The organism is Actinomadura craniellae (assembly GCF_003289645.1).
GTDB classification, from domain to species: domain Bacteria; phylum Actinomycetota; class Actinomycetes; order Streptosporangiales; family Streptosporangiaceae; genus Actinomadura_D; species Actinomadura_D craniellae.
The window spans coordinates 1-18585 of the sequence record NZ_QLYX01000014.1; the positions used below are offsets into that span (position 1 = coordinate 1).

Consider the following 18585-nt stretch of genomic DNA (forward strand, 5'->3'; position numbering starts at 1 on the left):
ACCTCAGAAACCCAACGCCGCCAAGCACTCCCCACCTGGCTCCACACCTACAACCACCACCGCGGCCACACCGCCCTGGACGGCCAACCACCCGCCAGCCGCGTCACCAACCTGTCAGGACAGAACACCTAGCCCGGCCGCCGCGGCTGGTCGCCGCCGCCGAACATCCGGGTCCACTCGCCGCCGCCGTCGTCGTCGCCGGGGGGTGGCTTGGGCCGCTCGGACTGCTGCGCGGGCTCCGGAGACGGTGCCGACGAGCCGTGCCCGAACGCGGGCGGGCCGCCGGGTGCGGACGGCGCGGGCGGCGGCTCATAGGACGGCGGCTCGTAGGACGGCGAAGGCCCGGACGGGGCGGGCGGAGGGCCGGACGGCGCGGGCGCGGCACCGCCCGGGCCGTAGGGCCGGGCCGGGGCGGATCCCTGCTCGTACGGCAGCGGCGGAGCGCCGCCGCCGGACAGGGACGGCCCGAACGGAGCGGGTGGCGGCGGGGCGAGCCGCGGCGTCCTGGCCTGCCAGCGCGACGGCGGCAGCGCGGAGGCGACCAACGCCAGCCCCAGCAGCAGGAGGACCCCCTGGAGGCCGAGGTTCCACAGGGACAGCGTGTAGTCGCCCAGCGGGCCGTCCCGCAGCACCCGCCCGAGGTGCCCGTCGAACCACAGGTACCCCACGGACAGCAGGCTCAGGCCGGGGATCAGGGCGGCCAGCGGGGAGACCCGGGACCCGGCGAGCAGCCCGAGCAGCAGCGCGACCAGGAGGAACACCGCCAGCGCCGTCCACTTGGCGCCGGAGTCGAACATCCGGACGCCCCTCGTCGCCCGCTCGCCCCCGTACGCCAGCCCGGCGAACAGCACGGGTGTGATCAGCAGCCCTACGACGATTCCCAGCCCATGCCGTGCACCGTTGGACATCGCGCCTCCTCGCCTGTGGGCACGAGGCTAACGCCGATCCGCCCTACTTGGGAGGATCCAGGCGTCCCAAACCGGGCGGGCTGGTCAGGAAGCCCAACCCCCAGGAGATGTGCATGGTCGCGTACACCAGCGGCAGCCGCGCCCAGGCCCCGAGCGGCAGCCCGCGGCCGGTGACCGCCCCGCCGGCCACGACGCCCGCCGCGTACCCCGCCGGCAGGATCCAGCCCGGCCAGAAGCCGAGGGCCCCGGCCAGGGCGCCCACCGCCATCGCCAGCACCGCGAGCGGCGGCGCCAGGTAGCGCAGGTTGAGCGTGCCCTGGTGCTCGCGGCCGACCACCCGGCGCCAGCGGCCGGTGTGGAAGTACTGCTTGGCGAGCTGCCGCAGGTTGGGCCGGGGCCGGTAGGTGACCTGCATCCGCGGGGTGAAGAAGACCTTCCCGCCGCTCTGCCGGATGCGGTGGTTCATCTCCCAGTCCTGGGCCCGGACGAACGTCTCGTCGTAGCCCCCGACCCGCTCCAGCGCGCTGCGGCGGAACGTGCCGAGGTAGACGGTCTCGACCTCGCCTGCCTCACCGCCGGTGTGGAAGCGGGCGTTGCCGACCCCCAGCTTGGAGGTCATCGCCCGGGCGACCGCCTGCTCGAAGGAGGTCACGCCCTCGGCCGCCATGATCCCGCCGACGTTGTCGGCGCCGGTTGCCTCCATCGTCTCGACCGCGGCCCGCACGTAGTCGGCGGGCAGCAGCGAGTGCCCGTCCACCCGCACCACGATCGAGTACTGCGAGGCCTTGATCGCGATGTTCAGGCCCTGCGGCGTGCGGCCGGTGGGGTTGGGCACCACGATGACCCGGGGATCCTCGGTGGCGAGTTTGTCGGCGATCTCCTGAGTGCGGTCGCGGGAGGGGCCGACGGCGAGCACCAGCTCCAGCTCGCCCGGGTACTCCTGCGTCAGGATGTGCCTGACCGCGTCGGCCAGATGTCGCTGTTCGTTCAGCACCGGCATCACCACCGACACGGCCGGCCATGTCCGGCGTTCGGTGGCGTCGTTTCCTGTGCTCTGCGCGTTGGGGGACGGATTCATGACGGCGCCACGTTACTGTACCGACACCAGATCTCAGGCAACGAACGTACGGTTTTTCCGCGTCCCGGGGTCGGGGCGGGCACGGGAGGCGGCGGCCAGATGGCAGGCGAAGACGACGTCGAACGCTTTTTCCGGCCGCGGCCGGAGTCCGCGCCCGGGGCGGAGGTCCCGGTGGACGAGCGGCCCGAAGGGGTCTCGGTCGACGGCGTGCCGGCGCCGCGGGTGGCCGTCGACGCGCGGTCCGCCCGGCGGCGCCCCGGGACCCGCTCCTCGGTCGCGGGCGCCCGGCGGCAGCGCCGGTTCCTGATGGTGACCGGGGCGATGTCCGCGTTCGTCCTGCTGACCTCGGGCGGCGCCTGGGCCTTCCAGGGGTACGTGCTCGGCTCGCTGGACAAGATCAACCCGTTTGCCGGGCTCGGTGACGACCGGCCGGACGGCGGGCCCAAGGGCACGATGAACATCCTGGTGGCCGGGGTCGACCGGCGGGCGGGCCTGTCCCAGTCGCAGATCAGGCGGCTCAAGCTGGGCAGGTTCGAGGGCGAGCGCTCCGACACGCTGATGCTCGTGCACGTCTCCCGTGACCGCGACAAGGTCTCGGTGGTGAGCTTCCCCCGCGACTCGCTCGTCACCATCCCGTCGCACCGGTCGAACGGCACCGAAGGCGCCAAGGGCACCCGGGTCGGCGCCCGGCAGGGCAAGCTCAACTGGGCTTACACCTACGGCGGGCCCCAGCTGGCCATCGAGACCGTGGAGCGCTCGACCGGCATCCGGATCGACCACTACGTCGAGGTGAACTTCCTCGGCTTCCTGAAGATGGTCGACACCCTCGGCGGCGTCGACGTCTGCACCGAGCAGCCCGTCAACGACCCCAAGAGCGGCCTGGTGCTCAACGCCGGGACCACCCACGTGAACGGCGAGCAGGCGCTGGCGTACGCGCGGGCCCGGTACACCCTGCCCGGCGGCAGCGACCTGGGCCGGGTGGAGCGGCAGCAGCGGTTCCTGGCCTCGATGATGAAGCAGGCGCTGAGCACGTCGACGCTCAGCGACCCGGTCAAGGCGACCCGGTTCCTGAACGCCACGCTCGGCGCGATCCGGATCGACGAGAAACTCGCCGACGAGCTGCCCGACCTGGCCAAGCAGATGAAGAACCTGTCCACCGACAACGTGACCTTCACGACCGTCCCGCTGTCGGACGAGAACCACATGACGTCGATCGCCGGGTCGGCCCCGCAGTCCACGGTGCTGTGGGACCAGACCCGGGCCTACGACCTGTTCCGCAAGATCAACCGGGATGAGCCGCTGGTCGAGCGGGCGGCGACCCCGACGCCCACCCCCACCAGGGACCCCAACACGCCCACCGTGCCGCCGGCCCGGATCCCGGTGGTGGTCCGCAACGCCCACGGCACGGTCGGGCTGGCCGCGCGGGCCGGCGGCGACCTGCGCGAGGTGGGCTTCCCGGTCACCGTCGCCCCGGGGGTCGCCCGCCGCGGCCTCACCACCACCACGATCCAGTACGGCCCCGGCCGCGCCGACTCCGCCAGGACCCTGGCCGCCGCCATCCCCGGCGCCAGGCTGAAGCAACTGCCCGCCCTCGGCGACCGCATCCAGGTCCTCGTCGGCTCCGACTGGAAGGGCGCCCGGAAGGTCACCGTCGCCGGGGCCACCCCCACGCCGAGCGCCAGCCCGCGCTCCGAGCCGCGCACCGCCACCCAGAACGTCTGCAAGTGAGCTCGGCGGCTACTTCAGCAGCTGGCGGGACATGACGACGCGCTGGATCTGGTTGGTGCCCTCGTAGATCTGGGTGATCTTGGCGTCGCGCATCATCCGCTCGACCGGGAAGTCGCGGGTGTAGCCGTAGCCGCCCAGCAGTTGGACGGCGTCGGTGGTGATCTCCATCGCCACATCCGAGGCCAGGCACTTGCAGGCCGAGGAGATGAAGGTCAGGTCGGGGATGCGCTCGCCCAGCATGGCCCGCTCGGACTTGATCGCGGCGTGGTAGGTGAGCTGCCGGGCGCCCTCCAGCTTCATCGCCATGTCGGCGATCATGAACTGGACGCCCTGGAAGTCGGCGACCGGGCGGCCGAACTGGCGGCGCTCCTTGACGTAGCCGATCGCGTAGTCCAGCGCCCCCTGCGCGATGCCGAGGGCCTGGGCGGCGATGGTGATCCGGGTGTGGTCCAGGGTGGCCAGGGCGGTCTTGAAGCCGGTGCCCTCGGCGCCGACCATCCGACTGGCGGGGATCCGCACGTCCTCCAGGATGACCTGGCGGGTCGGCGAGCCCTTGATGCCGAGCTTGCGCTCCTTGGGGCCGAACGACACGCCCGGGTCGGATTTCTCCACCACGAACGCGGAGATGCCCTTGGCGCCCTGCTCCGGGTCGGTCACCGCCATCACCGTGTAGTACTCCGACACGCCGGCATTGGTGATCCACATCTTGGCGCCGTTGAGCACGTAGTCGTCGCCGTCGCGCACCGCCCGGGTCCGCATGCTCGCGGCGTCCGAACCCGCCTCGGCCTCCGACAGGGCGTAGGAGAACATCGCCTCGCCGCGCGCCAGCGGCGCCAGGTACCGCTTCTTCAGCTCCTCCGAGCCCGACAGCAGCAGCGGCACCGTGCCCAGCTTGTTCACGGCCGGGATCAGGGACGAGGACGCGCAGGCGCGCGCCACCTCCTCGATCACGATCACCGTGGCCAGCGCGTCCGCGCCCGCCCCGCCGTACGCCTCGGGGATGTGCACCGCGTGCAGGTCGTTCTGTACCAGCGCGTCATGCGCCTCCTGCGGGAAGTCGGCGGTCTCGTCCACCTCCGCCGCACCAGGGGCGATCTTGGCGTCGGCGAGGTCCCGGACCGTCCGGCGGAGGAGTTCATGCTCCTCGGAGGGGGAATACGCGGGGAAGTCGGCACTCATGCCCCGAATGCTACCTAGCAGTAGACTTCGCCGGCGGCAAGGGGCCATGGTCATCATGCCGCGCCTGACACCACGGAGAGGAGTGTGATCGTGACGCACCGGCTGACGGTGATCGGGACCGGCTATCTAGGCGCCACCCATGCCGCCTGCATGGCCGAACTCGGCTACGAAGTGCTCGGCCTCGACGTCGACCGGACGAAGATCGATCGGCTCTCCGCCGGCGACCTCCCCTTCTACGAGCCGGAGCTCGAACCGCTGCTGCGGCGCAACCTCGCCACCGGGCGGCTGCGCTTCACCACCTCCTTCGACGAGGTCGCCGGGTTCGGGGACGTGCACTTCCTGTGCGTGGGCACCCCCCAGCGGGCCGGCGAGTACGCCGCGGACCTCGGCTACCTGGACGCCGCCGTCGACGCCCTCGCCCCCCGGCTGCGCCGGCCCTGCCTGGTGGTGGGCAAGTCCACCGTCCCGGTCGGCACCGCCCGGCGGCTGGCCGGCCGGCTGGCCGAACTGTCACCCGTGGGCGAGGACGCCGAACTCGCCTGGAACCCCGAGTTCCTGCGCGAGGGCTTCGCCGTCCAGGACACGCTGCACCCCGACCGGATCGTCGTCGGCGCGCCGCTCGGCGCGGACCGGGCGACCAAGGCGCTGCGCGAGGTCTACGCGCCGATGACCGCCGCGGGGACGCCGTTCCTCGTCACCGACTACGCGACGGCCGAGCTGGTCAAGGTGTCGGCCAACGCCTTCCTCGCCACCAAGATCTCGTTCATCAACGCGATGGCCGAGGTGTGCGAGGCCACGGGCGCCGACGTGACCAAGCTGTCGGAGGCGCTGGCCCACGACGACCGGATCGGCGGCAAGTTCCTCGGCGCCGGGCTGGGTTTCGGCGGCGGCTGCCTGCCCAAGGACATCCGCGCGTTCATGGCGCGGGCCGGCGAGCTCGGCGTCGACCAGGCACTGTCCTTCCTGCACGAGGTGGACGCGATCAACACCCGGCGCCGGGTCCGCATGGTCGATCTGGCCCGGGAACAGCTCGGCGGCTCCTTCCGCGGCCGCACGGTCGGGGTGCTGGGCGCCGCCTTCAAGCCGAACTCCGACGACGTGCGCGACTCACCCGCCCTCGACGTCGCCGCGGCCATCCGCACCCAGGGCGCGCACGTCACCGTGTACGACCCCCGGGCGCTCGACAACGCCCGGCGCGTCCACCCCGACCTGGCCTACGGCGGGTCCGCGCTGGACGCGGCCCGGGACGCGCACGCCGTGCTGCTGCTCACCGAGTGGCCCGAGTTCCGCGACATGGACCCGGACACGCTGGGCTCCGTCGTCACGGAACGCAACATCGTCGACGGCCGCAACGCCCTCGACCCCGACCGCTGGCGCACCGCCGGCTGGACCTACCGCGCCCTCGGCCGCCCCTGACAACCGGTCCCGGCCACCACCCCTGACCGCCGCCCCTCCGGCCCGGGGCACCACGCACCCCACACCGGCAATCACGCGCAGGCGTCGGCGTTCGCTGATCCTTCAGCATCCAGGGCGCCATGGCACACCGAATGCCGAAGGATCACCTGGTGAGGGCGCATGCGGCCGTGATCCTTCAACATCCAGGGCGTCATGGCGCACCGGATGCCGAAGGATCACGGGACGTCAGCGGCGGAGGGACCATTCGACGGCGGGGCAGCGGTCCATGACGACGTCGAGGCCGGCGGCCAGGGCGCGCTCGGCGGCGGCCTCGTCGATCACGCCGAGCGGGAGCCAGACGGCCTTGGCGCCCCTGGTGATGGCCTCGTCGATCACCCCGCCGGCATGTTCGGAGCGCCGGTAGACCCCGACGACGTCGATCTGGACGTCACCGGGCACGTCGGTCAGGGAGGCGTAGGCGGGCTCGCCCAGCACGGGCTCCCGCGCGGGATGTACCGGGATGATCCGCTTCCCCCGGTGCTGGAGCAGCATCGCCTGGTCGTACACGGTCCGGTGCGGGTTGTCCGCCAGCCCGACGAACGCCCACACCCGCGAGTCGCCGAGCAGTCGCTCGATCACGTCCTGGTCCGCATACCGATCGCTCATGCATCGCACAACAGCGGACCCGGCCCGTTCGTTCCGGCTCCTCCGCTGATCCTTCAGCACCCAGGGCGCCATGGCGCACCGAAAGCTGAAGGATCAGCTGGTGGGAGCCTGCGACCCTGATCCTTCGGCATTCGAGGCGCCATGGCGTGCTCGGAGCCGAAGGATCAGCCGGTGGGAAGGGTCACGGGTGGGAGCGGTGCTCGCGCAGGCGGGCGCCCTTGGCCTTGGCCTGGGCGTGCAGGTCCCGCTGGAAGGCTTCCATGCGGGTGCGCAGGGGCTCGTCCGCCGCCGCCAGGATGCGGACCGCCAGCAGGCCGGCGTTGCGGGCCGCTCCGACCGCGACCGTGGCGACCGGCACTCCGGCCGGCATCTGCACGATCGACAGCAGCGAGTCCATGCCGTCGAGATACTTCAGCGGCACCGGCACGCCGATCACCGGGAGCGGGGTGACCGAGGCGAGCATGCCCGGCAGGTGCGCCGCACCACCCGCTCCGGCGATGATCGCACGCAGTCCCCGGCCGGCCGCCTCAGATCCGTACGCGATCATGTCGTGGGGCATCCGGTGCGCCGAGACCACATCGGCCTCGTAGGGCACCTCGAACTCCTCCAGCGCCTCGGCCGCGGCCCGCATCACCGGCCAGTCGGAGTCGCTGCCCATCACCACACCGACCACCGGTGCCGTCATCGGTTCCCTTCCTTTCGCCCGCCCCATGTCCGCGCTCCTTCCCGACAAGGCTCACGCACTCGGCTCTCCTCCCGGGGAGCGGAGCATCCCGCTGATCCTCGTGCCCCCACCCGTCCCGCGGGTCCGCTGCGCGGGTTCACGCGTCCGGCACGGGGCCGCGGAGGTGGTCCGCGGCGTACCGGGCGCGGGCGCGGACCTCGTCGAGGTCGTGCCCCAGGGCCGTCACGTGGCCGATCTTGCGTCCGGGGCGCACGGACTTGCCGTAGAAGTGCACCTTGACGGCCGGGTCGTGGGCCATCACGTGAACGTACCGGGAGTAGACGTCCGGGTCGGTGCCGCCCAGCAGGTTCGCCATCACCGTGTACGGCGCGGCCGGGGCGGTGTCGCCCAGCGGCAGGTCGAGCACGGCGCGCAGGTGCTGCTCGAACTGGGACGTGCGGGCGCCCTCGATCGTCCAGTGCCCGGAGTTGTGCGGGCGCATCGCGAGCTCGTTGACCAGCAGCCCGGACTCCGTCTCGAACAGCTCGACCGCCAGCAGGCCGACCACGCCGAGCCGGTCGGCCAACTCCAGGGCGAGGCCCTGCGCCCGGAGCGCGAGGGCGTCGTCCAGCCCGGGGGCCGGCGAGATCACCTCGACGCAGATGCCGTCCTGCTGGACGGTCTCCACCACGGGATACGCGGCGCCCTGCCCGTGCGGCGAGCGGGCCACCAGGGCGGCCAGTTCCCGGCGGAACGGCACGTGCTCCTCGACCATGAGCTCGGCGCCCCGCGCGAGCAGGCCCTGGACCAGCTCGGCGGTCTCCCGGTTCAGCGTGTCGAGCACCCACACGCCCTTGCCGTCATAGCCGCCGCGGACCGCCTTGAGCACCACCGGCCATCCGCTCTCCTCGGCGAAGGACTCCAGGAAGCGCAGCGGTGCGGCGGCCGGCACCTCGGCGAACCGCGGGCACGGCATGCCCAGCCCGGTCAGCAGCTCGCGCATCAGCAGCTTGTTCTGGGTGAGCGCCAGGGCGTCCGGGCCGGGTCTGCAGACCACCCCGGCGGTCCACATCGACAGCATGTGCTCGCCCGGCACGTGCTCGTGGTCGAACGTCACCACGTCGCAGCCCTTGGCGAAGGCCAGCAGGTCGTCGAGGGACTCGTGGGAGCCGATGCGGACGTCGGCGCCCACCAGGGCGGCCGAGTCGTCCCCGGACGCGCTCAGCACCCGTAGCGACACGCCGAGACCGATCGCGGCCTGGTAGGTCATCCGGGCGAGCTGGCCGCCTCCGACCATGCCCACGATCGGGAAGTTACCTGCGTCTTTCACGGCCACAGGCTATCCGCCCCGGTGCGGAGCGAACGCCGGGCCGTTCTTGCGCGTCAGAATCAGTAGACGCGTTCGGGGAATGCTCACTGGTCGCTGAAAGATCTGCTTCCCGGCCCCGGGACCTGGGCATGCCCCTATCCTCTATATGCCCAGGTGTTTTATGCCAGGTGCGTCACGATCTCGAAGGGACGGTCCGACTTCGTGAGCCTTGTCGACAAGCTCTACCGGCGGTTCGAACATCTCGTGCGCGAGGTGGCGAAGTTCGGCAGCGTCGGTGCCCTCGCCTTCGTGATCACTCTCGGGGTCTTCAACCTGCTGCACACCGTGCTGGAGATGGGGCCGATCTCGTCGAACGCGATCGCCACCGTGGCCTCCGCCACGTTCGCCTACTTCGGCAACCGGTTCTGGACGTTCCGGCACCGCGACCGCACCGGTCTGGGCCGCGAGTACGTGCTGTTCTTCCTGCTCAACGGCGTCGGCCTGGTGTTCACTTCACTAGTGATCGGCTTCACCACGTACGTGCTGCGGCTGGAGGACCCGATCGCCTCCAACGCGGCCCTGCTCCTCGGCACCGGCATCGCGACGCTGTTCCGGTTCTGGTCGTACAAGAAGTGGGTGTTCCTGGCGGTCGAGGTGCCCGCCGAGCCGCTGCCGCAGCCGATGGCCGACGCCGTGGAGTTCCGCGGCGTCGCCGCGGCCCAGCGCGGTCGCTGACGTTCAGGCGGGTCCCACGACGACCCGCTCGACGGCCAGGGTGGCCTCGGTGGCCTTGCGCAGGAAGATCCCGAAGACCGCGGGCCGGGCCTGGATCAGCTCCAGCCGGCCGCCGTCCACCGCGGCCAGGGATCGGGCCAGGTAGAGGCCCAGGCCGGTCCCCTCGCCGCCGCTGACGCTGCGCTCGAACAGCCGGCGTTCCAGCCCGGCGGGGACGCCCGCCCCCTCGTCGCCGATCTCGATCGCCACCGAGCCGGTCGCGTACTTGGTGGCGATGGTCACCGTCCCGGCGCCGTGCACCAGGGAGTTGTCCAGCAGGGTGGCGATCATCTGGGAGAGCCCCGCGGGGTTGACGATGCCGACCAGGCCGCGCTCGCCCCTCAGCTCGATCGTCCGGTCGGCCCGCTGGAAGATCGGCTGCCACTCCTCGACCTGCTGGGTGATGACTTCGTCGACGCGGACCGGGATCGCCTCGCCCGTCCGGTCGTGCCGGGCGCGGGCGAGCAGTTGCTCCACGACGGCGACCAGCCGTTCAGTCTGCGCCAGGGCGGCCGCCCCCTCCTCGCGGACCACGTCGGGGTAGTCGGCGGCCTCGACCATCTCCTCCAGCCGCATCGACAGCGCGGTGAGCGGGGTGCGGAGCTGGTGGCTGGCGTCGGAGGCGAACTCGCGGCTGGCCGCCAGCAGGTCGGCGATGCGCATCGCGCTGCCGTCGAGTACCTCGGCCACCTGGTCGACCTCCTGGATGCCGTACCGACGGCGGCGCGGCCGGGCCGTGCCCGAGCCCAGCCGCTCGGCCGTCTCGGCCAGGTCGACCAGTGGCAGCGTGAGTCTTCGGGCCTGGACCATGGCCAGCGCCACGGTCACCGCCATGCCCAGCGCGACGAGGCTGCCGATCAGCAGCAACTGGCGCAGCGCGGCGTTGGCCACCATGGCCGCGGGCTGGAAGATCTCCACCCGGATGCCCCCGGCGGTGCGCGTGGCGCTGAGCATCGGTGTGCCGGGCGGCTGCGTCTCCCCGATCCGGTGCACCGAGTTGTCCGGCAGCGTCACCACGATGTGCCGGCCCGGGTACTCGTTCTGGATCTTCTGGGTGGGAACGGCCTGCCCGGAGGCGCGGACGAACTGCACGCCGGCCAGGATGGCCGCCGCCTGGCGGTCGAGGAACTGCTGGGCCTCCCCGTAGATGAGCCGGTGCGTGGTGTAGGCCAGGGGAATGCCGAGCAGCAGGATCGCGACGACCGCCACGGCGAGCGTCGACAGCAGCAGCCGGCGCCTCATCAGAACTCCTCCGGGATCCGTTCAGTCACCGCGTTCGAAGCGGAACCCGACCCCTCGGACCGTGGTGATGTAGCGCGGGTTCGCCGCGTCGTCGCCGAGCTTGCGGCGCAGCCAGGAGATGTGCATGTCGAGGGTCTTGGTCGACCCCCACCAGTTGGTGTCCCACACTTCGCGCATGATCTGCTCGCGGGTCACCACCTTTCCGGCGTCGCGCACCAGGACCCGCAGCAGGTCGAACTCCTTGGTGGTGAGCTGCAACTCCTGCTCCCCCATCCAGGCGCGGCGCGACTCGGCGTCGATGCGCACGCCCTGGACGATGGGTGTCTCGGTGCTGCCCCGCCGCAGCAGCGCCCGGACCCGGGCGAGCAGTTCGGCGAGGCGGAACGGCTTGGTCACGTAGTCGTCGGCACCCGCGTCGAGCCCGACGACGGTGTCGACCTCGTCGGCGCGGGCTGTCAAGATCAATATGGGTACTCCGTGCCCTTCGGCGCGGACCCGGCGCGCCACCTCCAGGCCGTCGAGTTCAGGCAGCCCGAGGTCCAGCACGATGAGGTCCACGCCGCCGCCGAGCGCCCGTTCCAGGGCCTGCGGCCCGTCCGGGCTGACTTCGACGGTGTAGCCCTCTCGGCGCAGTGCGCGGGCGAGGGGCTCGGAGATGGACGTGTCGTCCTCGGCGAGCAGTACTGAGGTCATAGAGCGATCGTAGGACCATTCAGGAACGTTTCCCGCTTGGTGCGAGGCTCTTGACCTGTGGTTTGCCACTCGTAGTACATCCTCGAATACGGCTTTATCACAGTGAAGTTGGAGGTATCCGGCTGTGATCCCCGCACCCCTCGTCGCCCGGCCCGTCACGTCGATCGCCCTCATCGGGCTCGCCATGGTCTACTTCCTGATGTTGCCGGTCGGATTCGGGGCCGAGCCGTATGTCGGCGTCATGATGATCATTGGTTGCGGGCTGGCCCTCGGCGCCGGGTTCGTCCACATCGTCACGGACCGGAACGCCGCATGGGGCTACACGCTGGGAGTGGGGCTGCTGAGCGCCCTCGGCCCCCTGGCCGTCCTGGCCACCGGCCTGCCTCTCGTCGAGCACCGCGTCACCGCCGACCGGCTGCTGCCGCACTGCCTGGGCCTGGCCTTCCTCGGCGCGGTGACCGCCCTGCTGGCCGGCGCGACCCTCGTCCTCCGGCACCGGGGAGGACGGCCGCGCACGGACGATCCGGTGACCTCGGCCCGGGAACGCGCCCGACGCACCGCCCACCTGCGGGTGTAGGGCTACTTCAGGCCGTGCCGGCCACCGTGATGGCCACCGTGTCGGGCGGCAGCGACAGCCCGCCCGGGGCCGGCTCGACCGCGGGGTCGGAGGCCAGCAGCACCCGGCCGTCGCCGACCGGGACGACCGCCTTCTCGGTGCCCAGGTTGGCCGCGATCCGCAGCCCGCTCCGGCGCACCACGATCCACCCGGCCGCCTCGTCCACCTCGGCCGCCACCCGGTCCAGCCGCGCGTCGGTCAGCTCCGGCCGGGCGCGGCGCAGCGCGATCAGCGCCCGGTACCACTCCAGCAGGTCGCGCCGGTCGGACTCGGCCGGCTCCGACCAGTCGAGCACCGACCGCCGGACCGTCTCGGCCGCCTGCGGATCGGGCACCTCCTCCGCCGCCCAGCCGTGCCGGGCGAACTCGCGCCGCCGGCCGTCCCGCACCGCCTGGGCCAGGTCCGGCTCCGCGTGGTCGGTGAAGTAGCACCAGGGCGTCCGGGCGCCCCACTCCTCCCCCATGAACAGCATCGGCGTGAACGGCGCGGTCAGCATCAGCGCGGCGCCCACCTTCAGCCGGCCCGGCGGCAGCGAGGCCGACAGCCGGTCGCCGACCGCGCGGTTGCCCACCTGGTCGTGGTTCTGCAGGTAGCCCAGGAACCGGTGGCCGGAGACACGGGAGACGTCCACCGGGCGGCCGTGTCGCCGGCCGCGGAACGTGGAATACGTCCCGTCGTGGACGAACACCCTCGTCAGCGCCTTGGCCAGCACCGGCAGCGGGCCGAAGTCGCAGTAGTAGCCCTGGCGCTCCCCGGTCAGCGCGGCGTGCAGCGCGTGGTGGAAGTCGTCGCTCCACTGCCCGTCCAGCCCGTACCCGCCGGCCTCCCGGGGGGCGACCAGCGCCGGGTCGTTGAGGTCCGACTCGGCGATCAGGACGAGTTCCCGGCCCAGGTGCGCCCGCAGCGCGCCGACCTCGCCGGCCAGTTCCTCCAGGACGTGCACCGCGCAGCCGTCGTCGATGGCGTGCACCGCGTCCAGCCGCAGCCCGTCCAGGTGGAAGTCACGCAACCAGCTCAGCGCGTTCTCCACGACGTAGGCGCGCACCTCGTCGGAGCCGGGCTGGTCGAAGTTGACCGCCTCGCCCCAGGGGGTGGTGTACACCGGCGTGAAGTACGGCCCGTACCGGGCCAGGTAGTTCCCGCTGGGGCCCAGATGGTTGTAGACGACGTCGAGCAGCACCGCCAGCCCCCGGCCGTGGCAGGCGTCCACGAAGCGCTTGAGCCCGTCCGGGCCGCCGTAGGGGTGGTGGACGGCCCACGGGTGCACCCCGTCGTAGCCCCACCCGTGCCGGCCGGGGAACGCCGCCACCGGCAGCAGCTCGACCGTGTCGACGCCCAGCGAGACCAGGTGGTCGAGGCGGTCGATGGCCGCGTCGAACGTGCCCTCGGGGGTGAACGTCCCGACGTGCAGCTCGTAGAGCACCGAGCCGGCCAGCGGGCGGCCCCGCCAGCCCTGGTCCGTCCAGGCGAACCGGTCGTGTTCGTAGACCCGGCTGGGCGCGTGCACCCCGTCCGGCTGCCAGCGCGAGCGGGGGTCGGGCAGCGGGCCGGCACCGTCGAGGACGAACCCGTAGTCGGTGCCGTGCCCGGCTTCCGGCACCTCGGCGGCCCAGCGGCCCGGGCGCCCGGCCGGGCGCATCTCGTGCCGCGCCCCGGCGGCCTCGATCTCGACCCGGTCGGCCCGGGGGGCCCAGACCTCGAACCTCATCCACGCTCCTCCACCAGCAGGGCGACCGGCAACCGGTCCAGGATGTCGGCCGGGCGCGGCCGCAGGTGCAGCCGCCCGGTGAGCAGGTCGCGCCAGGCCGGCCCGGCGAGATCGAGCACGGTGTCGCCCCAGCCGCCGATCCGGGCCAGGCCCACCGGCAGGCGGGTGGCCACCGCGATCGCCCCGCCCCGGCGGAAGGCCACCACGTGGCTGCTCGCCCCGCGCGCCGGCACCGGCTCGTGGTCGGCGCGGAACCAGTCGGGACGCCGCCGGCGCAGGCGCATCGTCCGCACGGTGACCAGCAGTTTCTCCTCGTCCAGGGTGCGCGGCGGTTCGCCCGCGTCGAGCCGGGCGAGCAGTTGCCTGCGGTGCTCGTAGTCGACCGGGCGGCGGTTGTCGGGGTCCACCAGCGCCCGGCCGGTCAGCTCGCACCCCTGGTAGACGTCGGGCACTCCGGGCATGGCGAGCTGCACCAGCTTCTGGCCCAGCGCGTTGACCCGGGCGTGCGGGGCGACCAGTTCGGCGAAGGCGGCCAGCCCGGCGGTGATCTCGGGGTCGGACGCGGCGACCGCCGCGAACTCCAGCACCGCACGCTCGTACTCCGGGTCCGGATCGGTCCAGGACGTCCGGGTCTTGGCCTCCCGCATCGCCTTGCGGGCGTACTCGGCGAGCCGGTCGGCCGGCAGCGGCCAGGCGCCCGCCAGGGTCTGCCACAGCAGGTACTCCAGGTCCGGTTCGGGCCGGGCCGGGGTCAGCTCGCGGGCCCGGCGCGACCAGGCGGTCACCGCGGCGGACCACTCCGCCGGCAGCTCCGCCAGCACCGCCAACGCCGCCCGGACGTCCTCCTGGCGCTTGGTGTCGTGGGTGGACAGCGTGGTCATGGCGGCGGGCCGGTCGCGGGCCTGCCGGGCGCAGTAGGCGTGGAAGTCGCTCCGGCTCACCGCGAACCGGGTGGGGTCGCCGCCCACCTCGTTCAGCGACGCCAGCCGCGACCACCGGTAGAACGCGGTGTCCTCCACCCCCTTGGCCATCAGCGGGGCCGTGGTCTGCTGGAAACGCACCACGAACTCGCGGGCCAGGGGGCCGTCCCCCAGCCGCCCGGTGACGATCCCCAGCACCGTGTCGAGCACCGGCCGCAGCTCGGCGGGCAGCCGGTCGGCGGCCTGCTCCGCGGACGCCGAAAGGATCTTCAGGGACTCCGCGGGCGGCTCCTCGCCCGGGACCACGTACGCCCGGTAGACCGGCACCGCGTACAGCAGTTCGTCGAGGACGGTCTCCAGCGCGCGCTCGTCGTGGGAGGGCAGCAGCCGGCACAGCGCCCGGTGCAGGCGCGCCGTCTCGGGGCGCAGCCCGTGCCGGGCGGCCTCCCGCCGGGCGGCGTGCTCGACCTCGGCGAAGTCGGCCGGGCCGCCGGTGAAGTCGGTGTAGAGCTCGGTGAGCGGGCGTTCCCCGGCGGGGTCCAGGAACAGCCCACCGATCTCGCCCAGCGCGTCGTAGCCGGTGGTGCCCGCGCAGGGCCAGTCGGCCGGCAGCCGCTCGTCGCCGGTGAGGATCTTCTCCACGACCGTCCAGACGCCCGCCCGCCCGGCCAGGACGCGCAGGTAGCCCCGCGGGTCGGCCAGGCCGTCGGGGTGGTCCACCCGCAGCCCGTGGACCAGGCCCTCCTCGATCAGGCGCAGCGGCACGGCGTGGGTGGCGGCGAACACCTCGGGGTCCTCGGGGCGCAGCCCGATCAGCGTGGAGATCTCGAAGAACCGGCGGTAGTTGGGGCCCTCGCGCCAGTACACCGGCCGGTGGTGCTCGGCGGGCAGCGGGAAGACGTGGTCGTGGTAGCGCAGCACGTCGCCGTCCGGGACCGGCCGGTCGTCCGGGTCGCCCAGCACCGGCAGCAGGATCCGGCCGCCGCCGTGCTCCCAGTCGACGTCGAACCAGCGGGCGTCCGGCGACTCCCGGCCCGCCCGCAGCACCGACCACAGCTGCCGGTTCAGCGGCTCGGGGGCGGGGACGGCCATGTGGTTGGGCACCACGTCCACGACGATCTTCAGCCCGTGCTCGTGGAACCGGGCGGCCATCGCCCGGAAGCCGTCCTCGCCGCCGAGTTCGGCGGAGATCCGGGAGTGGTCGACCACGTCGTACCCGTGCGCGGAGCCGGGAGCGGCTTGCAGGATCGGCGACAGGTAGACGTGGGAGACACCCAGCCCGGCCAGGTAGCCGGCCAGCGCGGCGGCCTCGGCGAATCCGAACTCCGGGCGCAGTTGCAGGCGGTACGTGCCGGTGGGCGGCTCAGACACGGCGTAGCACCTGCACCGCCCGGGCCTCCACCAGCACCGTCTCGGCCGGCTTGTAGGTGGGTGTCTCCTCCTCCGCCAGCAGCGGGTCGCCGGTGTCGAGCACCTTGGTCCACAGGCTGCCGTAGCGGGCCGGCGGCAGGGTGAACCACAGGTCGCCGTCGTGCGCGTTGATCAGCAGCAGGAACGAGTCGTCGCGCACCGGGCGGCCCCGCGGGTCGGGCTCGGTGATCGCGTCGCCGTTCAGGAAGACGTTGAAGGACTTGGCGAAGTGGGTCCGCCAGTCGGTGTCCGCCATCTCCCGGCCGTCCGGGGTGAACCACATGATGTCGCTGAGGTCGGACCCGTCGCGGGCCCGGCCGCGGAAGAACCGGCGCCGGCGGAACACCGGGTGCTGGGCGCGCAGCCGTGACAGCCGCTGGACGAAGTCGAGCAGCGGCCAGTTGTCCTGGAGCGCCGACCAGTCGACCCAGGCCAGCTCGCTGTCCTGGCAGTAGACGTTGTTGTTGCCGTGCTGGGTGCGGCCCAGTTCGTCGCCGTGAGAGAGCATCGGCACGCCCTGCGACAGGAACAGCGTGGCGAGCAGGTTGCGCTTTTGCCGCTCGCGCAGCGAGACCACGTCGAGGTCGCGGGTGGGGCCCTCGACGCCGCAGTTCCAGGAGCGGTTGTCGTCGGTGCCGTCGCGGTTGTGCTCGCCGTTGGCCTCGTTGTGCTTGGTGTTGTAGGACACCAGGTCGCCCAGCGTGAACCCGTCGTGGCAGGTCACGAAGTTGATCGAGGCGATGGGGCGGCGGCCGTCGTCGGCGTACAGGTCGCTGGAGCCGGTCAGCCGGGAGGCGAACTCCGGCATCGTGGCCGGCCGGCCCCGCCAGAAGTCCCGCACGGTGTCGCGGTACTTGCCGTTCCACTCGGTCCACAACGGCGGGAAGTTCCCCACCTGGTACCCGCCCTCACCCACATCCCACGGCTCGGCGATCAGCTTCACCTGCGAGACCACCGGATCCTGCTGCACCAGATCGAAGAACGCCGCCAACCGGTCCACCTCGTGCAGTTCCCGGGCGAGGGTGGCGGCGAGGTCGAACCGGAACCCGTCCACGTGCATCTCGGTCACCCAGTACCGCAGCGAGTCCATGATCAGCTGGAGTACGTGCGGCGACCGCATCAGCAGGCTGTTGCCGGTGCCGGTGGTGTCCATGTAGTAGCGGCGGTCGTTCTCCACCAGCCGGTAGTAGGAGGCGTTGTCGATGCCGCGGAACGACAGCGTCGGCCCCAGGTGGTTGCCCTCGGCGGTGTGGTTGTAGACCACGTCGAGGATCACCTCGATGCCGGCCGCGTGCAGCGCCTTCACCATCGCCTTGAACTCCAGCACCTGCTCGCCGGCCTGGCCCGAGGAGCTGTAGGCGTTGTGCGGGGCGAAGTAGCCGATGGTGTTGTAGCCCCAGTAGTTCCGCAACCCCCGCTTGACCAGCATGTCGTCGTGCACGAACTGGTGGACGGGCATCAGCTCCACCGCGGTCACGCCCAGCCCGGTGAGGTAGTCGACCATCGCCGGATGGCCCAGGCCGGCGTAGGTGCCGCGCAGCTCCTCGGGGATGTCGGGATGCTGGATCGTCAGGCCCTTGACGTGCGCCTCGTAGATCACCGTCTCGTGGTACGGGGTGCGCGGCGGGCGGTCGACGTCCCAGTCGAAGTAGGGGTTGACGACGACCGAGCGCATCATGTGCGGCGCCGAGTCGAGGTCGTTGCGCGACCAGGGGTCGCCGAAGTCGTAGCCGAAGCACGCCTGGTGCCAGTCGATCTCCCCTTCGATCGCCTGGGCGTAGGGGTCGAGCAGCAGCTTGGACGGGTTGCACCGGGCGCCGCGGCGGGGGTCGTACGGGCCGTGCATCCGGTATCCGTAACGGCGGCCGGGCATCACCCCGGGCAGGTAGCCGTGCCAGACGAACGCGTCGGTCTCGGTCAGCGGGTAACGGGTCTCCTTGGCCTTCGGCCCGGGGCCGTCGAACAGGCACAGCTCCACCTGTTCCGCGGCCTCGGAGAACACTGCGAAGTTCGTTCCGGCGCCGTCGAAATGGGCGCCGAGCGGGTAGGCGTCGCCCGGCCAGACATTCGCCACTCTCGTCCTCCCGGATCGAGCAGGTCGAGGACCGCCGCGCCCGACGACCCCTGCCCCTGGTCCCTGGGGCCCCTTCCCCGAACGGCGATCTCCACACCGGCGCGCCGGTGTGGGGGTGCTGACCTGGATCGGCCCTGCACATCCCACCCCACTGGTCAATCCGGACATCCATCCGCTACCTTAGGAGAGCCTTACCTAATGGGGTCGCCCCGAGAACCCTC

The 18585-nt window shown here is 72.2% G+C and carries 15 protein-coding genes and 1 pseudogene; 5 read left to right on the plus strand and 11 right to left on the minus strand.

Features of this window, described 5'->3' with window-relative positions:
• A pseudogene (locus tag DPM19_RS25775) lies at positions 1-132 on the plus strand (integrase core domain-containing protein); the annotation flags it as partial.
• On the opposite strand, the gene DPM19_RS25780 reads toward DPM19_RS25775, so the two are convergent.
• Positions 129-908 (minus strand): hypothetical protein, encoded by a 780-nt coding sequence (locus tag DPM19_RS25780; protein WP_111870623.1) that lies wholly within the window; start codon positions 906-908, stop codon positions 129-131. The pseudogene DPM19_RS25775 and the gene DPM19_RS25780 sit on opposite strands and share 4 nt — an antisense overlap.
• A 43-nt stretch (positions 909-951) precedes the next feature.
• Positions 952-1986, minus strand: coding sequence for a glycosyltransferase family 2 protein (locus tag DPM19_RS25785; protein WP_111870624.1), 1035 nt, complete (start codon positions 1984-1986; stop codon positions 952-954).
• A gap of 99 nt (positions 1987-2085) precedes the next feature.
• On the opposite strand from DPM19_RS25785, the gene DPM19_RS25790 reads away from it, so the two are divergent.
• Positions 2086-3714, plus strand: a complete 1629-nt coding sequence (locus tag DPM19_RS25790; RefSeq protein WP_111870625.1) for an LCP family protein — start codon at positions 2086-2088, stop codon at positions 3712-3714.
• A gap of 9 nt (positions 3715-3723) precedes the next feature.
• On the opposite strand, the gene DPM19_RS25795 is transcribed toward DPM19_RS25790, so the two are convergent.
• Complete coding sequence (locus DPM19_RS25795; RefSeq protein WP_111870626.1) at positions 3724-4893, minus strand: acyl-CoA dehydrogenase; 1170 nt, start codon at positions 4891-4893, stop codon at positions 3724-3726.
• 150 nt (positions 4894-5043) lie between these two features.
• Here DPM19_RS25795 and DPM19_RS25800 point away from each other — a divergent pair, with 150 nt between their 5' ends.
• Entirely contained in the window at positions 5044-6309 is a 1266-nt protein-coding gene (locus tag DPM19_RS25800) for a UDP-glucose dehydrogenase family protein (protein ID WP_407642571.1), read from the plus strand.
• Between the two features lie 225 nt (positions 6310-6534).
• Here DPM19_RS25800 and DPM19_RS25805 read toward each other — a convergent pair whose 3' ends face one another.
• From DPM19_RS25805 to DPM19_RS25815, 3 genes are all read right to left on the minus strand, one after another.
• Complete coding sequence (locus DPM19_RS25805; protein ID WP_111870627.1) at positions 6535-6954, minus strand: CoA-binding protein; 420 nt, start codon at positions 6952-6954, stop codon at positions 6535-6537.
• 181 nt (positions 6955-7135) lie between these two features.
• Positions 7136-7639, minus strand: a complete 504-nt coding sequence (gene purE / locus DPM19_RS25810; RefSeq protein WP_111870628.1) for a 5-(carboxyamino)imidazole ribonucleotide mutase — start codon at positions 7637-7639, stop codon at positions 7136-7138.
• A gap of 136 nt (positions 7640-7775) precedes the next feature.
• Entirely contained in the window at positions 7776-8948 is a 1173-nt protein-coding gene (locus DPM19_RS25815) for a 5-(carboxyamino)imidazole ribonucleotide synthase (protein WP_111870789.1), read from the minus strand.
• 201 nt (positions 8949-9149) lie between these two features.
• Between DPM19_RS25815 and DPM19_RS25820 the strand changes: the two genes are divergently transcribed.
• A complete protein-coding gene (locus tag DPM19_RS25820) occupies positions 9150-9662 on the plus strand; it encodes a GtrA family protein (protein ID WP_111870629.1) in 513 nt (170 codons plus the stop codon).
• A gap of 3 nt (positions 9663-9665) precedes the next feature.
• Here DPM19_RS25820 and DPM19_RS25825 read toward each other — a convergent pair whose 3' ends face one another.
• Together DPM19_RS25825 and DPM19_RS25830 are read right to left on the minus strand one after the other, a co-directional pair.
• Positions 9666-10943, minus strand: a complete 1278-nt coding sequence (locus DPM19_RS25825; RefSeq protein WP_111870630.1) for an ATP-binding protein — start codon at positions 10941-10943, stop codon at positions 9666-9668.
• 21 nt (positions 10944-10964) lie between these two features.
• Positions 10965-11636 (minus strand): response regulator transcription factor, encoded by a 672-nt coding sequence (locus DPM19_RS25830; protein WP_111870631.1) that lies wholly within the window; start codon positions 11634-11636, stop codon positions 10965-10967.
• Between the two features lie 124 nt (positions 11637-11760).
• Here DPM19_RS25830 and DPM19_RS25835 point away from each other — a divergent pair, with 124 nt between their 5' ends.
• The gene (locus DPM19_RS25835) at positions 11761-12213 is read left to right on the plus strand and encodes a hypothetical protein (RefSeq protein ID WP_111870632.1); all 453 of its coding nucleotides are present in this window, start codon (positions 11761-11763) and stop codon (positions 12211-12213) included.
• 7 nt (positions 12214-12220) lie between these two features.
• Here the strand turns inward: DPM19_RS25835 and treZ are convergent, their stop codons facing one another.
• The 3 genes from treZ to glgX are packed head-to-tail and all read right to left on the minus strand — an operon-like array spanning position 12221 to position 18364.
• Positions 12221-13960 carry a malto-oligosyltrehalose trehalohydrolase gene (gene treZ, locus DPM19_RS25840; protein WP_111870633.1) on the minus strand — a complete coding sequence of 580 codons (1740 nt, stop codon included), beginning with the start codon at positions 13958-13960 and terminating at the stop codon, positions 12221-12223.
• Complete coding sequence (gene treY, locus DPM19_RS25845) at positions 13957-16251, minus strand: malto-oligosyltrehalose synthase (RefSeq protein ID WP_111870634.1); 2295 nt, start codon at positions 16249-16251, stop codon at positions 13957-13959. The genes treZ and treY overlap by 4 nt, the downstream gene beginning before the upstream one ends.
• On the minus strand, positions 16244-18364 hold the full coding sequence (gene glgX / locus DPM19_RS25850) for a glycogen debranching protein GlgX (protein WP_111870635.1): 2121 nt from the start codon (positions 18362-18364) through the stop codon (positions 16244-16246). The genes treY and glgX overlap by 8 nt, the downstream gene beginning before the upstream one ends.
• Positions 18365-18585: the final 221 nt, after the last annotated feature.

Bases quoted from the DNA above. Each gene is read 5' to 3' on its own strand.
- treZ (WP_111870633.1), bottom strand. From the start codon at position 13,960: ATGAGGTTCGAGGTCTGGGCCCCCCGGGCCGACCGGGTCGAGATCGAG.
- DPM19_RS25830 (WP_111870631.1), bottom strand. From the start codon at position 11,636: ATGACCTCAGTACTGCTCGCCGAGGACGACACGTCCATCTCCGAGCCC.
- DPM19_RS25825 (WP_111870630.1), bottom strand. From the start codon at position 10,943: ATGAGGCGCCGGCTGCTGCTGTCGACGCTCGCCGTGGCGGTCGTCGCG.
- purE (WP_111870628.1), bottom strand. From the start codon at position 7,639: ATGACGGCACCGGTGGTCGGTGTGGTGATGGGCAGCGACTCCGACTGG.
- DPM19_RS25790 (WP_111870625.1), top strand. From the start codon at position 2,086: ATGGCAGGCGAAGACGACGTCGAACGCTTTTTCCGGCCGCGGCCGGAG.
- DPM19_RS25780 (WP_111870623.1), bottom strand. From the start codon at position 908: ATGTCCAACGGTGCACGGCATGGGCTGGGAATCGTCGTAGGGCTGCTG.
- DPM19_RS25805 (WP_111870627.1), bottom strand. From the start codon at position 6,954: ATGAGCGATCGGTATGCGGACCAGGACGTGATCGAGCGACTGCTCGGC.
- DPM19_RS25785 (WP_111870624.1), bottom strand. From the start codon at position 1,986: ATGAATCCGTCCCCCAACGCGCAGAGCACAGGAAACGACGCCACCGAA.
- DPM19_RS25795 (WP_111870626.1), bottom strand. From the start codon at position 4,893: ATGAGTGCCGACTTCCCCGCGTATTCCCCCTCCGAGGAGCATGAACTC.
- DPM19_RS25800 (WP_407642571.1), top strand. From the start codon at position 5,044: ATGGCCGAACTCGGCTACGAAGTGCTCGGCCTCGACGTCGACCGGACG.